We start from the raw sequence: 16,119 nt of genomic DNA, 5'->3' as shown, positions 1-16,119 counted from the left end.
TGGTATAAATTATTAAAAGGGTGTAACTAACTTAACCAAACAGGTGTCTTTAGGTTATGAAATTTGTACAGGTACTTTTTTTAACCGTATTCACACTGTTTGTATTCAATTTTGCCTATGCACAAAGCCCGGGAGCTAAAATCTCGGGATCCGTTTTAGATGGTGCTAAAAGGCCGCTGGATGGTGCCACCGTCATTTTACTTACCGCAAAGGATTCGGCAGTGGTACATACCCAACTTGTTAATGCAGATGGCAGCTTCGCTTTTCAAAACTTAAAAAACAACACTTATCTCATTAAAGCTACCTATATAGGTTACAAAAATTACCTAAGCGGCTCCATTGTTGTAAGTGATCAAAAACCGGTTAGTTTACCCGCGTTTATTTTAACACCGACCGGCAAAACACTGAAAGAGGTATCAATAACCGCTCAAAAATCATATGTGCAGCAAAAGATTGACCGTACGGTAGTTAATGTTGGGGCGCTGATATCCAATACAGGAGCTAACGCATTGGAAGTACTGTCAAAAAGCCCGGGAGTACAGGTAGATGCCGACGGTAATATTACCTTTAAGGGTAAAAGCGGCGTATTGGTAATGATTGATGATAAACCTACCTACCTTTCGGCAACAAGCCTGGCCACTTACCTGCGGTCGTTGCCGTCGTCGGCGTTAGATCAGATAGAGTTGATGGATAACCCACCAGCCAAGTACGATGCTGCCGGAAACGCGGGCGTGATCAATATTAAAACTAAAAAGAATACTACCCGCGGCTTTAATGCAGTAGTATCGGCAGATTTTGCCCGGGGGCATTATGACCGCACCAATGAGAGTATCAACTTTAATTACCGGATAGATAAGGTTAACCTGTTTGCCAACGTTGCCTATAACGGACAAAAAACTTACCGGCGACTTGAAATTGACCGTAATTATTTCGACACTAACGGCAACCCAACCTCCTCACTACAGGATATTTCTTATTTCAGGCCCACAAGTAACAATACCAACATTAAGGCAGGGGCCGATTATTTTGTATCGCCCAAAACAACCTGGGGTATAGTATATACCGGCACCATATCGCGCGATCATGATAGCAGCCCGGTGTATAGCTTATTGTATAACAATACCGGAGGGTTAGATTCAACCATTAACACACTCAATACATCTAAAAATCATTTCAATAGCAACGGTATCAACCTAAATTATACCCATAAATTTGATAGTACCGGCAGGGCGCTTACGTTCGATCTGGATTATATCCACGATGCATCAGGCAGCACTCAACAGTTTGTAAATAATACCTTTTTGCCCGATGGTACTTTAACCAATTCACAAACCATTAACGATGATTTACCTGCTACCATCAACATTTACTCGGCCAAGGCAGATTATACCCATCCGCTCAAAGGCAAGGCTAAATTTGAAGCCGGCGTTAAAAGCAGCTATGTAAATACAGATAATGCCGCAAACTATTTTAACGTAATTGATAACGTAAACACCATCGACTACAACAATACCAATCGCTTTTTATATAAAGAGAATTTGAACGCCGCGTACGTTAATTTCAATAAAACCTTTCACCGGTTTTCGGTACAAACAGGTTTGCGGGTTGAAAATACCAATGGCTCTGGACACCAGTTGGGCAACGCTCAAAAACCCGATTCATCATTTGTAAAACATTATACCAACCTGTTCCCCACTGCTTATTTTTCTTATAATATTGATACGGCAGGGCATAATGTACTGGTTGCTTCTTACGGCCGCCGGATAGGCCGCCCTAATTACGGGAGCTTAAACCCTTTCACATTTTTTGTAGATAAGTTCACCTATTTTTCTGGCAACCCCTTCCTTAAACCGCAGTTTACAGATAATTATAAACTGGCTTATAGTTTTAAAAGCCTGTTTACTATTGCTGTTACTTATAATTATACCAGCGATGTTCAAAATGAAACTATCCACAAAAGCGGCAATGTATTTATAAGCACCACGGGTAACATAGGGCAACAAAAAACGTGGGATTTTTCGGTAAATACCAATTTGCAGCCCACCAAGTGGTGGTCGGTTAATTTATATGCCGAAGTATATAACAACAACTACCAGGGAGCATTTTATTCCGGTTATCTTAACCAATCCAAAACTACCTTTAGCGCCAACGGCAGCAACCAGTTCACCATATCAAAAACATGGAGTGCCGAAATAAGCGGTTTTTTTAATACCAGCGGTACTTACGGGCAATTTGTTTCTATACCTACCGGAATGCTTAATGGTGCTATCCAGAAAAAAATACTGAATAACAAAGGCAACATTAAGCTTAATATGCGCGATATTTTACATTCGTTTAGCCCGAGCGGTGCCATTACCAATATAGTGGGCGCTACTTCAACGTATCATAATTATTTAGATACGCAGGTGGCCACCCTGGCCTTTACTTACAGTTTCGGTAAATCAACCAATACACCTCAAAAACGCGATACCGGTGGCGCGAATAGCGAACAAGACAGGGCGCATTAATTATAATTCGGTCAACTGTTCAATTAGGCAAATAAGAATCTGAACATCATTTTATTGTGGATAAGATTGACGTTATCAACATTTCGCATAAAATGGCGATTTTTTTGATTGCCGATTTGATTTTTATGCGATTACATCATAAACCACGCTATAAAAGCACTGTTATTTTTTAAAAAAACTGTAACTTTGCGCCTTGAATCGAGGCTATGATCTATTTCTTTTTTAACAATGCAGATACGGTATTTGCCGTACAAAAAAATCAAACGCTCAACCCCACTGATATTTCTAAATTAAGCTGGCTGTTTGCAGGCGCGACATTAAATCCGGAAACCAATATTTCCGGTTTTTTTATTGGTCCCCGTGCAACAATGGTAACCCCATGGAGCACCAACGCTGTTGAAATCACCCAGAATATGGGAATTGACGGCATTATCAGGATTGAAGAATTTGCTGTGGTTGATGCCGGCTTTACTGGCTTTGACCCTATGCTGTTTCAAAAATATACAGCGCTCGATCAGGATGTCTACACCATTAAAATTAAGCCCGAGGCTATACTTGAAATAGCCGACATAGCCCAATACAATCAACAGGAAGGCTTATCACTAAGCGAAGAAGAGGTTGCTTACTTAAATGGCTTATCTGAAAAACTGGGCCGCAAACTAACCGATTCGGAAGTTTTCGGTTTCTCTCAGGTAAATTCAGAGCATTGCCGTCATAAAATTTTTAACGGCACATTTGTTATTGATGGCGAAGAACAGCCTATATCGTTGTTTAAAATGATCCGGAAAACATCCGAGACCAACCCTAATGGTATTGTTTCGGCCTATAAAGATAATGTGGCTTTTGTTAAAGGCCCAATAGTGCAGCAATTTGCACCTAAACGCCCGGATGTGCCGGAATACTACGAAATAAAAGATTTTGAATCGGTAATTTCACTGAAAGCCGAAACACATAATTTCCCGACCACTGTGGAGCCCTTTAACGGTGCTGCTACCGGCTCTGGCGGCGAGATCAGAGACCGACTGGCAGGTGGACAGGGTTCTTTGCCCCTTGCAGGTACTGCTGTTTACATGACTGCTTTATCGCGCCTGGCGCAGGACAGACCCTGGGAAAACGGCGTTATCGAACGCAAATGGCTTTACCAATCGCCTGTTGATATTTTGATAAAAGCATCAAACGGCGCATCAGATTTTGGTAACAAATTTGGCCAGCCGCTTATTACCGGGTCGGTATTGACCTTTGAGCACGATGAACAAGGCCGCAAGTTGGGTTATGATAAAGTAATTATGCAGGCCGGCGGTATTGGCTACGGCAAGGCAGATCAGGCTAAAAAATCGACACCCGCTACGCATGATAAAATTGTTGTTTTAGGTGGCGATAACTACCGTATAGGCATGGGCGGTGCTGCGGTATCATCTGCCGATACCGGTGCTTTAGGCTCGGGTATTGAATTAAACGCCATTCAGCGTTCAAATCCCGAAATGCAAAAACGTGTGGCCAACGCTGTGCGTGGTATGATTGAAAGTGATGCCAACACCATTGTTTCAATCCATGACCATGGCGCCGGCGGTCACTTAAACTGTTTATCTGAATTAGTGGAAGAAACAGGTGGTAAAATAGACCTGGATAAATTGCCTGTCGGTGACCCTACCCTATCGGCCAAAGAAATCATTGGAAATGAATCACAGGAACGTATGGGCCTGGTTATCGGTCAGGAAAACCTGGGGACCCTACAACGCATTGCCGACCGTGAACGCGCCCCAATGTACACTGTAGGTGAAGTAACCGGCGACCATCGTTTCACTTTTGAATCGGCCACCACGGGCGCAAAACCCATGGACCTAAAAATGGACGATATGTTTGGCAGCTCACCCAAAGTGGTGATGCACGATAAAACTGTTGCCCATAAATATCAGCCTGTAACCTACGATACCGCCCAGCTAAACAATTACCTTGAACAGGTTTTACAGTTGGAAGCCGTTGCTTGTAAAGACTGGCTGGTAAATAAAGTTGACCGTTGCGTAGGTGGTCGGGTTGCTAAACAGCAATGTGCTGGTGCTTTACAATTACCTTTAAACAACTGCGGTGTAATGGCGCTTGATTACCAGGGTAAAGATGGCATTGCCACTTCAATTGGTCACGCCCCGTTATCGGCATTAATTAACCCGGCAGCCGGGAGCAGGAACGCCATAGCCGAGTCGCTTTCAAATATCATTTGGGCACCGTTAAAAGATGGCTTGCAAAGTGTATCACTATCTGCCAATTGGATGTGGGCCTGTAAAAACGAAGGTGAAGACGCCCGTTTATATGCGGCTGTAAAAGCCTGCTCGGCCTTTGCTATCGATCTGGGTATTAACATCCCAACGGGTAAGGACTCCTTATCAATGAAACAAAAGTACAAGGATGGTGATGTAATTGCCCCAGGTACAGTGATCATATCGGCAGCCGGTCATTGCGATGATTTGACTGCGGTGATTGAGCCTGTTTTGAAGAAAGACGGTGGTGCTATTTATTACATTAACCTATCTGCAGATACCTATAAACTTGGCGGATCGTCATTTGCCCAGATCCTGAATAAAATAGGAACAGAAACACCGGATGTTTTAAATGCCGATGGTTTTAAAAATACCTTTAACACCTTACAGCAATTAATTAAAGCCGGGCAGATCCAGGCCGGGCATGATATTGGCAGCGGCGGTTTAATTACCACACTGCTTGAACTTTGTTTTGCCGAACGTGATTTAGGTGCTAATATTAACCTGAGCGGCTTAGGTTCACAGGATATTATTGAAACCCTGTTTGCCGAAAACATCGGTATTGTTTTCCAGGCTGATAGCGCTGTTGAAGATCTACTTAATACCAATGGAGTGGCTTTCCATAAAATTGGTACGGTATCATCGTCGGCCACCCTTAATGTAGCAAACGCAAGCGGCAACTGGGCCTTTGATATTGATCACCTGCGCGATGTATGGTTTAAAACATCATACCTGTTAGATCAAAAACAAAGCGGACCAGTTAAAGCTAAAGAGCGTTTTGACAACTATAAAAATCACGTTTTAACATACAATTTCCCGGCAGGCTTTACAGGTAAAAAACCGGTGATAGATGCATCTAAACCAAGACCAAAAGCCGCGGTGATACGTGAAAAAGGCAGTAACTCTGAACGGGAGCTGGCTAACGCCATGTACCTGGCCGGCTTTGATGTAAAAGATGTGCACATGACCGACCTCATCTCGGGCCGTGAAACCTTGGAAGACATTCAGTTTATTGGTGCTGTTGGCGGCTTTTCCAACTCAGATGTTTTAGGTTCGGCTAAAGGCTGGGCCGGCGCGTTTTTATATAACGAAAAAGCACGCATAGCGCTTGAGAATTTCTTTAAACGCGATGATACTTTATCTGTTGGTATTTGTAACGGCTGCCAGCTGTTTGTAGAGTTAGGATTGATTAACCCCGACCATGCCGACAAGCCCAAAATGCTGCATAACGAGAGCCACAAGCACGAAAGCGGCTTTACATCGCTTACCATACAGCCAAATAACTCGGTAATGTTATCGAGCCTGGCCGGTTCAACACTGGGTGTTTGGATCTCGCATGGCGAAGGAAAATTCCAGTTGCCATATACCGAAGATCAGTACGGAATTGTTGCCAAATATGGATACCAAAGTTACCCGGCTAATCCAAACGGATCTGACTATAACACGGCTATGATGTGCGATAAAACCGGTCGTCACCTGGTGATGATGCCACATATTGAGCGTTCTTTATTTCAATGGCATTGGGCTAATTATCCACAAGGCCGTAAAGACGAGGTTTCGCCATGGATGGAGGCATTTGTTAATGCCCGTGTTTGGTTGGAAGGTAAATAACAGAAACTCTTTTAAGATTTAACGCTTCTCATTTTCTGATGAGGAGCGTTTTTTTATATGTTTTTTTGTAGAGACGCAATATTTTGCGTCTCCCGCTTTGCAGGGACTTTTTACAAATCGGTTTGATCAACAGATTTGGCTGTAAGATGGTGCAAATTCCCCAAAAACATCCAAAGTTAAATTGTGCTAACCCATATACCACGTAAAATCTAAACCAAAGAAACTGTACCTTTCGGTATTTAGATACTATTCCTTATGAAAAAAGCAATCGCCATTTTTTGTTTAGCCGTAACCTCCGTTTTGACAGCCTTTGCACAAAAGCCGATACATTGTCTTATTAAAACTTCGCTGGGTGATATAGCAATTGAACTATATCCTACTAAAGCGCCTGTTAGCGTAGCAAATTTTATGAAATATGTAGACAAGCACGCTTACAATGGCAGCAGCTTTTTCAGGGTTTGTACTCCTGTTAACGAAGCCACAAGGAAAGTAAAAATCCAGGTTATCCAGGGTGGCAATATGCCCGATAGCCTGATCCTCGACAGTATAAAAATTGAAACTACCAAATCCACTGGGTTACTGCACCAAAATGGTACACTCTCCATGGCCCGAAGCGGACCAAACTCTGCCACAAGCCAGTTTTTTATCTGTATAAATGCCCAGCCAGCTTTAGATTATGGCGGTGCCCGTAACCCCGACGGACAAGGCTTTGCCGCCTTTGGCAAGGTAACCGCAGGTATGGACGTTGTTAAAAAAATTCAATCACAAAAAGATGACGCGCAATACCTGGTTGAACCAGTAAAAGTTTATGAGATAAACCGGGTGGAATGATATCGATTGGAAAAACTCTTTTTTTTCGTCTTAAATAAGCGTAACTAATACCTCTTAAAGTGTTCTAACTTATGTTAGCGGATGCCTGTAGTCCTCTTTAAATATATTATCCCTAAAGATTACATTTGCTTGCTACCATGAGTATATATCAATCCGAAGCAGATTTTCAGTTAATTCGTCTTTTAAAAGATGGTGATGAAGCTGCTTTCGAAGAAATTTACACCCGGTATGCAGAAAATCTTGCTGGCTTTGCAGCTTCGAAATTATTCAGGCTGGAAGATGCCAGGGATATCATCCACGATCTTTTTGTGAAACTTTGGGAAGATCGCTTACTCCTGGAAATAAAGGCCGATTTAAAATCATATTTATTTGGTGCGGTGCGCTACCGGGTTATTGATCACATCCGCAAAAACGTTACCCGGGAAGATTATTCGGCAATGCTGCAATCCTTACAAACGTCCTTTTATCCCGATGCACATCAACAGTTAGAAGCCAAGGAGTTGAAACGAACAGTTGATGAGTCTTTGAATGAGTTATCGCCAAGGGTACGGGAAATTTATCAGTTAAGCCGAGACCAGCATTTAAGTATTCCGGAGATTGCCGCCAGGCTTAATATTTCGGAACAAACCGTAAAAAATCAACTGACTACCGCGCTTGCCGTTTTACGTAAATCCCTTCCTTTTATTGCTATTCTTTGGGAGATTAGTAATAAGAGCCTGTTTTAGAATAAATAAAAAGATCATCATTGCGAGAACGCCGGCAACGACTCACCCGGTCTACGCTTCGCTGGACCACCCTCTCTCCGGCAAGCCGCAAAGAGGGTTAGAGGAAACAAAAAACTTTTTTAGCCCCTCTATGCGGCGCAGCCGGAGAGAGGGGCAGACGGGCGGAGCCTCGTCGGGGTGAGTCGTCTGCGCTAACCCATATGGGCATTAAACGTCATCACTCTTTTTTTTTGGTTTACCCCTGATGGGTTCTCGCAATGACGAGTGTATATGCACTCAATGGAGTATATAAAAATATTTTTGAAAGAAATTTAAACAGGCTCTAAATAAAAAATAATTTTTTTTCATTTTCGTATAGTACCAAATCCGCTTTCATCCGACTACTGCAAAAATCATTAAAACAATGAGCCAGCAGGACATGGAAAAATTGCTTGACCGCTATTTAAGCGGAGAAGCATCGGCATCGGAAAAAGAAAGGGTAGAGCAATGGTTAGCCAATACCAATAACCCCAGTGCCGAGTGGCACCAAATGGCCGCTGCCGACCGTACGCAATGGTTATCTTTCCTTTACAGCAGCATCCGTCAGGATATAGATAATAAAGGAGCTAAGGTTGTTCCAATAAAACGGTCGAAAATCTTATGGCGAAGCATTGCGGCAGTCGCCGCCGTTTTAATCATCTTTTTTTCCGTTTATTTAATTCAGTCGGCAACTAATAACGATGACGCTGTTGTTGAGCAAACTGTTTTAAAAACGGGTATTAACCAAAAACAACAACTTACGCTGGCCGATGGCAGCAAAGTTTGGGTGAATGCCGGTTCGGAATTAACTTATCCTAAAACCTTCGACGGTAAAACACGGGAAGTTTATCTATCTGGCGAGGCCTATTTTGACATTAATCATGATGTTACCAGGCCATTCCTTATCCATACAGGCAAAGTGATCACCACCGTGTTGGGTACCGCTTTTAATATTAAGGAAGATAAGGTAAGCCACACCATAGTAGTAACGGTAACACGCGGTAAAGTAAGCGTGGGCAATGGCAATAAAACACTGGGCATTCTTACCCCTAATCAACAAATTAGTTATCGTACTGATTCGCAAACAGCCGTCCAGGCACAGGTAGATGTAACGCAGGTGATTGCATGGCAGCAACAGGAGATTCATTTTGAAGATATCAGCTTTGCCAATGCCGCCACCGTCCTTGAAAAACGTTTTAAGGTAAAAATCAGTTTCAGCAACGAAAAGGTTAAAAAATGCCAGTTCACCGGCACATCTTTAAACGGAGACAACCTAAATAAAATACTGAAGGTAATATGCGCTTTTAACGGCGCGACCTACAAAACAAACGCTGACGGCAGTATTAACATTGACGGACCGGGATGCGATCAGTAACCCTAAATTCAATCTATTAATTTACAAAATACAGGAAAGGAAACAGATACAAACCGGCTCAATCACAGAACAAGCGCAGCCGGTAAAATAATACCTGCAAGCCGACGGCAATCGACTTACAGGTTTCCCGGAACTAACCGGGGTCTTAAATCATTCGGAAATCATTAAAACATTTAAAATTATGAATTTTTCTGCAATAAAGCGGAGAAGGGCGGCTATAGGTACGTGCAAAACCAGCCGCCGGCTATCTAATAAATTAACCATACTACAACTGATGCGTATAAGCTTCGTTATTGCTTTTATTACCATGCTCTCTGTGCAGCTGTTATCTGCAGCGGTTTCAAGCGCACAGGATATGCATACCGAAAAGGTAACGATAGCCCTTAAACGTGAAAGCCTGGAAACGGCTATCCACAAAATTGAACAACAAACCGCGCTTCGGTTCTATTACCGCAAAGCGGACATCAGGCATATCAATAACCTTAACTTAACAGAAACAGCCAACTCAATTGAACAAATTTTGCAGGCATTGCTGCAAAATACCTTTATATCTTTCAGGCAGGTTGATCAAAGCATTCTGCTGCAAAAGAATCAATCGCAAATATCTTATGAAATTAAAGGCAGGGTTATCGGAATCGATCACAAGCCCGTTGAATTCGCCATGGTTAGCGTGAGCGAAAAAAGTGCTAATAAAATATTACAAACCACACAGACAGATACCGGCGGTCATTTTAAGTTATCGGTAATTGCAAAAGGCGATTACCTGGTTAAGCTATCGGCCATGGGCAAAGATAGTTTAAGCGTTGCGATTACGCTTGCCGATGCCCCGGTGGTAACCCTGCCAGATTTGGTACTTAGCACGGCCGTAAGGCAGCTAAAGCAGGTGAGCATTGTAAGCACCCGCCCTTTTATTGAACAGAAACTTGACCGGACAGTTGTTAATGTAGATGCCCTGATAGGCAACGCCGGTATCACAGCGCTTGAGGTACTGGAAAAATCACCAGGTGTACAGGTTGATCAAAACGGGGTGATCAGCCTAAAGGGAAAATCGGGAGTAACCGTTTTTATAGATAATAAACCCACTTACCTATCGGGCGAGGACCTTCAAAACTATTTACGGTCGCTGCCCTCATCAACCCTCGACCAGATAGAGATCATGACCAACCCGCCTGCCCAGTATGACGCGGCCGGCAATGGAGGCGTTATCAACATTAAAACCAAAAAGAATGCAGCCAAAGGGTTTAACGGAGGCATCAGCCTGGCATTTGTACAGGGTAAATATTCAAAAACCAATAACAGTTTTAACTTCAATTACCGCGATGGTAAGCTGAATATTTTTGGTAACCTAAGCTTTAATGTTCAGCGTGGGTTTAATAACCTGTATATAGACAGGCAATATTTTGCCCCGGATGGCAGTACAACCTCCTTCTTAAATCAACACACCTACATCTATCAACACGGCCACGCTTCTGCTTCAAAGCTTGGGGCCGATTATTACGCATCTGATAAAACTACGTTCGGTGTTGTGCTTACCGGCTCCATCCGCCCCTTTACCCGCGATTATAATAGCACCAGTAACCTGTTGAATGCAGGGCATCAATTAGATTCGGCAGTTGTGGCGCATAATACCGAGATCTATAATAACAAAAACGGCGGCATCAACTTTAACTACCGCCACGAATATGATAAAAACGGAAAAGAATTAACCGCCGATGTGGATTATATAGTTTATCAATCAAATATAAACCAGCAGTTTAACAATTTCACTTACCTGCCAGATCAAAGCCTTGCAACACAGGATCAGCGCAATGGTAATTTACCTGCAAATGTTCATATTTATTCGGCCAAAACTGATTATGCCCACCCCTTTGCCAATAAATTGAAGTTGATGGCCGGTGTAAAATCGAGCTTTACAAAAACAGATAACCTGGCAGATTACTCAAACGTAATTAACCAGGTAAGCAGCCCGGATTACAACCTAAGCAACCATTTTATTTATAAGGAAAATATAAACGCTGCCTATGTAAATGTAAATAAGGATTTTAAAAAGCTATCGATAGAAGCCGGGCTACGGTTTGAAAACACCAATTCTGATGGGCATCAGCTTGGGAACGCGCAAAGACCCGACTCTGCATTTCAACGCAACTATAACAGCTTTTTTCCTACATTTTATGCATCGTACAAGCTGGATACCATGAGCAATAATCAATTCGGTCTTAAAATAGGGCGAAGGATAGACCGCCCTTATTACCAGGACCTGAACCCATTTATCAGTCCGATTGATAAGTTTACCTATTACCTTGGTAACCCTTTACTTAAACCTTCCTATTCAACAGACATTGAGCTTTCGCATACCTATAAAAACAAGTTCACTACAACAATAAGCTATGGCTCTACAACCGACAATGTTAACGAAACCATTGAGATTGTTAATGGCATTTACTACGACCGGCCAGGGAACATAGGCACAAGCACCTACAAAAGCATATCGATAGATGGTACGCTTGATCCAACCAAATGGCTCAGTTTTCACCTCTATTCCGAATTAACACAAATGGAATCAAAAAGCGCATTTTATAACGGCTTTTTACATACCAAAGGCACCTTTGTTTATGTGAACCCCATGCTGCAATTTAAAATAAGCGATACCTGGAATGCCCAGTTAGACGGCAGTTACCGGAGTAAGGTTACTTCGGCCCAGTTTATAGTAGGTAGCCGGGGACAGGTAAACATGGCTGTTTCTAAAAAACTTTCAACAAGTACCTCTATTAAATTGGCGGTTAATGATATATTTTATTCGTATGTAAACCAGGGAATAATTACCAACCTGGTAAACACGAATGCATCCTACCATAACCAAAACGATACCCGTTTTGGCGTACTAACTTTTAGCTATCGATTTGGCAAAACGATTTCAGATCAGCGTAAACACGATGCCAATGGTGCCGAAAGTGAGCAGAACAGGGTGAAAAACTAAGTAAACTATATTTCGTTAAAAACGGCTATCAGATAATCCATCTAATAGCCGTTTTTAACGAAATATCAAATAAAAGAGGGTCTAATCCCAGAGCAAACCCATCTAAATAGTTAACGGCGATGAGCTGTTTTTTTATAATAGCTAACGGAATAAGCTTATGCCCTCGGAATATATAAGCATCAAACGATACCTTGTTTTTATCATCTGATCCTGGTTAAAAGATCCAGGTCCATTCGGCACCTGTATTGGGCAACAACAGGCACAAATATTTGGATGCGCCTAAATTGCACGATACATCAGTTTAGTGTTAACCATGTAAAAATATAAAATATTGATTATTAATCATTTATAAAATATATTTTTAAATTGTGTTAAGTTATGTTAACCCAATTAGATGCATTTACCATGGATCTAATCCCCCCTATGTCTTTTATGTTTCTTTTTCTTGCTTGATTTTGATGAGTTTTTCTTTTCAGATTTTTTGACACTTGGCTTATCGGCCTGCTTTACCGGAGTACTCGCAGTAGTCGCCTTTGTAGCTACATCTACAGAATCTTTACTCAATTGTTTAACGGTAAACTCATTCCTGCTCAGGCCGTATTCCAATTGACGTTTGGCACCGGTTGATTTGGCATCTTTACCGGTACCACTATAAATAGGAAACTCCCGGATCAACTTCCCCTCGCGGATGTAAAAGTTATCCTCGCCCCGGTAGCCTTTACGCTGGGATGAGTTTAGTTTTGGAAAATCGAGCTTGCTGGCCTTGTTATCGTTAAACTCAAAAGCATAAATGCTTGCCCGGTTAATGGTATCTTTTGATTTGGCTTGTATTAGTATCTCAGGGTTGCCGTCCAGATCCATATCAGCATTGTAAACATCAATGATGTTGCCATCCAGATCGCCGGTTGTGGTGGTATATTTTATGGCCGATGAATCCGAATGCAGGATCATAAAAGCCCCTGCCTCCTGCGATCCCCTGCCCCAGCTAAAAACGTCATAACTTTGCCCCGGCGAAACCTCGATCAGTTTATGAAACCTGAAAGGAGCCATTAATTCGGGCTTTTTACGGGCAGGCGGCGCAACCGCTGTTTTTGTTCCGCTGTTACCACAGCCCGCCAAAGCAATGGCGGCAGTTAATGAAAAAGCTAAATAATATAACCTGTTGATCATTATATGTTTTATCCTTCTGTTAGTTTTTTAGCACATCGGCTGTTAACTCAGCCTTGGTTTTGCCCGGGGCGGCTATAAATACCTTTAAGGTATTGTTACCGCCATTATCTACATATTTCAATGTAAATTTATGATAGCCCTTTGTTAAAGGCGCGGCACCCATTTGCTCGTTAACCGCATGTTTGCCGTCGTTATCAACAACCACCTGGTCGTCAATTAACAACACCGAACCATTGGCAGACAGGGTTGAAAAGCCGTAATTACCATCAGCATCAATATTAATAAATCCGCTGTAAATTACACCATACTTACCCTTACTTTTTCTAAAATCAGTTGTACTAAAGGTTTTTACCGTACCGCTATCTGTAGCGGCACCTGTTAATTGGCTGGTGCTGCCAAAATTGCCCGCATATAACTGGTATTTAAGGCCGGCCACATCACCTGTATAATTAACGGGGGCTAAAGGCGCTTTATTGTAAACCAATGTACGGGTAACGTTACTGCGTTTACCTGATGGGGTAATAACAATGGTTTGCAACTCGCGGTATTGATCCTGCGGTACAGTGTAGGTCATCGGGATATTGTATTCTAAATCTGTTTCGCGAGGGGTATAGCCGTCAATGGTATAATAAACTTTGGCACCGTCAACAGATGGTTTCAGGTTTACCGTTAGCTGGCTACCTATCATTACGGTATCAACCGCGCCAATGGCAACAGGTACGTGGTAATCAAAACCGTTTTTATCCAGCCAGGCTAAATGACCTGGTAAACGGGTTTCAGAAAAATCCTTAAAATTCTTATTAGCCAATGGCGACCAGGCAATTTCTGACAGGGCCATTAAACGCGGCAGCAGCATGAACTCAACTTTGGCATCTGTTGGGATGTATTCTGTCCACAGGTTGGCTTGTACGCCCATAATATATTTCTTCTGCTCTGCGGTTAAGGCTTCGGGAGTTGGGTCATAACTGTAAATTTTTGATAATGGCTCGTTACCGCCAATACTTAATGGCTCCTGGCTTGGTTTGCCCTGTCCATGGTCGATATATAAGCCGTGGCTGCCGGGCGTCATGATCACATTATGTTTTTGCTGAGCCGCTGCAATGCCACCCTCCTCGCCCCGCCAGCTCATTACAGCCGCGTTTGGTGCAAGACCACCTTCCAGGATCTCGTCCCAGCCTATGATGTTACGGCCTTTTGAGTTCAGGAATTTTTCTACCCGTTGGATAAAGTAGCTTTGCAGCTCGTTCTCGTCTTTCAGCTTTAGTTTTTTGATCAGCTGCTGGCAAAACGGTGAAGCTTTCCACGCATCCTTAGGCGCTTCATCGCCACCAATGTGGATGTATTTACTTGGGAAAAGTTCCATCACCTCGGTCAATACATCTTGTATAAACGCGAAGGTTTTATCACTTGGGCAATAAATATCTTTGAATACGCCCCAGGTTTCGGCAGCTTTATAAGTTTTGGTTGGATCGCAGCTCAACTCGGGGTAAGCGGCCAGGGCAGCCTGCGAGTGGCCAGGCATTTCAATTTCGGGTACAATGTTGATGTATCTTGCGGCGGCGTATTTAACTACATCGCGGATCTGATCCTGGGTGTAAAAACCACCGTATGGCGTGCCATCAAATTGTTGAGGTGTTTTATCGCGATAGCCGCCAATCAGCGTTTGCGCGCGCACGCTGCTGATTTGTGTTAGCTTAGGATATTTTTTGATCTCGATGCGCCAGCCCTGGTCTTCAGTTAAGTGCCAATGAAAGTTATTCAGTTTGTAGGCAGCTAACAGGTCGATGTATTTTTTCACCATCTCTACGCCGAAGAAGTGCCTGCCTACGTCAAGCATAGCACCACGATAGCCAAAGCGTGGATAATCTTCCACTTGTACACAAGGTAATTTAGCGGTAGCAGCCCTATCGGCCGGGAACAGCTGGATAAGTGTTTGGATGCCATAAAACAGGCCCGCGCCCTTACCTGCAACGGTAATTTGTTGTGGGGTGATCGTTAAGCGGTAACCTTCGGCAGGCAAGCCATCGGTACCGGCAGCTGTTAGGGTAATGGTGTTTGAAGCGTTCCCCGCCCCTTTTAAACTGATGGCTTTATTATAAGCCTGGTTATTGGCCAAATAATCTTTAAAAAAAACTACCGCTTTGTTTGAAGGTGAATCGGCCTGGATACGGGTTTCCTGGCTCAATATAAACTGACCGGGTACTTTTTTTAACGATACCGGTGCCGGGATAATACCCGCGTACGGATCAGTATCCTGGGCGTTAACAACAATAGTGCATGATGTAAGCAGTGCGAACAGCAGCAGGGAAGCTTTTTTTAACATATTTAGTGTGAGGTTGGTACTACGTGGTGAATATAGAGTTTTTAAAAAATTATAAGAAGTTTTGCTTTGTAAACTTTTGGGTACAAAAGGGACCAAGGATGGAAGGATGAAGGAGCAAGGACAGAATTTGAAGAGGGGAACAATAGACGATAAGACTTTGGGACTATCAGACAAAAGACCTTTAAAACGAAAAAAGAGCCACCTGCTTAGCAAATGACTCTTAAATATCCTCTTAAAGGAGGCCGTATCATAATTCAAATGATGCGGCCTCTATGTTTGCAACGTATTGGCTCCATGTTTATCTGTTTTCGTTGAATTTCTCAGCAA

The 16,119-nt window shown here is 42.8% G+C and carries 8 protein-coding genes; 6 read left to right on the top strand and 2 right to left on the bottom strand.

From position 1 onward, the window contains the following. Nucleotides 1-56: 56 nt before the first annotated feature. The 6 genes from FHS10_RS00040 to FHS10_RS00015 all read left to right on the top strand — a co-directional run bounded on the left by FHS10_RS00040 (nucleotide 57) and on the right by FHS10_RS00015 (nucleotide 12,299). A complete protein-coding gene (locus tag FHS10_RS00040; RefSeq protein WP_259086579.1) occupies nucleotides 57-2,507 on the top strand; it encodes a TonB-dependent receptor domain-containing protein in 2,451 nt (816 codons plus the stop codon). Between the two features lie 206 nt (nucleotides 2,508-2,713). Further along, nucleotides 2,714-6,373, top strand: coding sequence for a phosphoribosylformylglycinamidine synthase (gene purL, locus FHS10_RS00035; protein ID WP_259086578.1), 3,660 nt, complete (start codon nucleotides 2,714-2,716; stop codon nucleotides 6,371-6,373). Between the two features lie 255 nt (nucleotides 6,374-6,628). Then, on the top strand, nucleotides 6,629-7,204 hold the full coding sequence (locus FHS10_RS00030; protein WP_259086577.1) for a peptidylprolyl isomerase: 576 nt from the start codon (nucleotides 6,629-6,631) through the stop codon (nucleotides 7,202-7,204). A gap of 137 nt (nucleotides 7,205-7,341) precedes the next feature. Beyond that, nucleotides 7,342-7,929, top strand: coding sequence for an RNA polymerase sigma factor (locus FHS10_RS00025; protein ID WP_259086576.1), 588 nt, complete (start codon nucleotides 7,342-7,344; stop codon nucleotides 7,927-7,929). Between the two features lie 403 nt (nucleotides 7,930-8,332). Then, on the top strand, nucleotides 8,333-9,322 hold the full coding sequence (locus FHS10_RS00020) for a FecR family protein (RefSeq protein ID WP_259086575.1): 990 nt from the start codon (nucleotides 8,333-8,335) through the stop codon (nucleotides 9,320-9,322). Between the two features lie 181 nt (nucleotides 9,323-9,503). Continuing rightward, the gene (locus FHS10_RS00015; RefSeq protein ID WP_259086574.1) at nucleotides 9,504-12,299 is read left to right on the top strand and encodes a TonB-dependent receptor; all 2,796 of its coding nucleotides are present in this window, start codon (nucleotides 9,504-9,506) and stop codon (nucleotides 12,297-12,299) included. A 411-nt stretch (nucleotides 12,300-12,710) separates the two neighbouring features. Here FHS10_RS00015 and FHS10_RS00010 read toward each other — a convergent pair whose 3' ends face one another. Continuing rightward, nucleotides 12,711-13,469 (bottom strand): PliI family lysozyme inhibitor of I-type lysozyme, encoded by a 759-nt coding sequence (locus FHS10_RS00010; RefSeq protein ID WP_259086573.1) that lies wholly within the window; start codon nucleotides 13,467-13,469, stop codon nucleotides 12,711-12,713. 19 nt (nucleotides 13,470-13,488) lie between these two features. Beyond that, nucleotides 13,489-15,792 (bottom strand): family 20 glycosylhydrolase, encoded by a 2,304-nt coding sequence (locus FHS10_RS00005; RefSeq protein WP_259086572.1) that lies wholly within the window; start codon nucleotides 15,790-15,792, stop codon nucleotides 13,489-13,491. Between the last annotated feature and the right edge of the window lie 327 nt (nucleotides 15,793-16,119).

It is taken from the genome of Mucilaginibacter dorajii, from assembly GCF_024808255.1.
Lineage (GTDB): Bacteria > Bacteroidota > Bacteroidia > Sphingobacteriales > Sphingobacteriaceae > Mucilaginibacter > Mucilaginibacter dorajii.
This window is presented reverse-complemented; position numbering and strand designations above follow the sequence as displayed.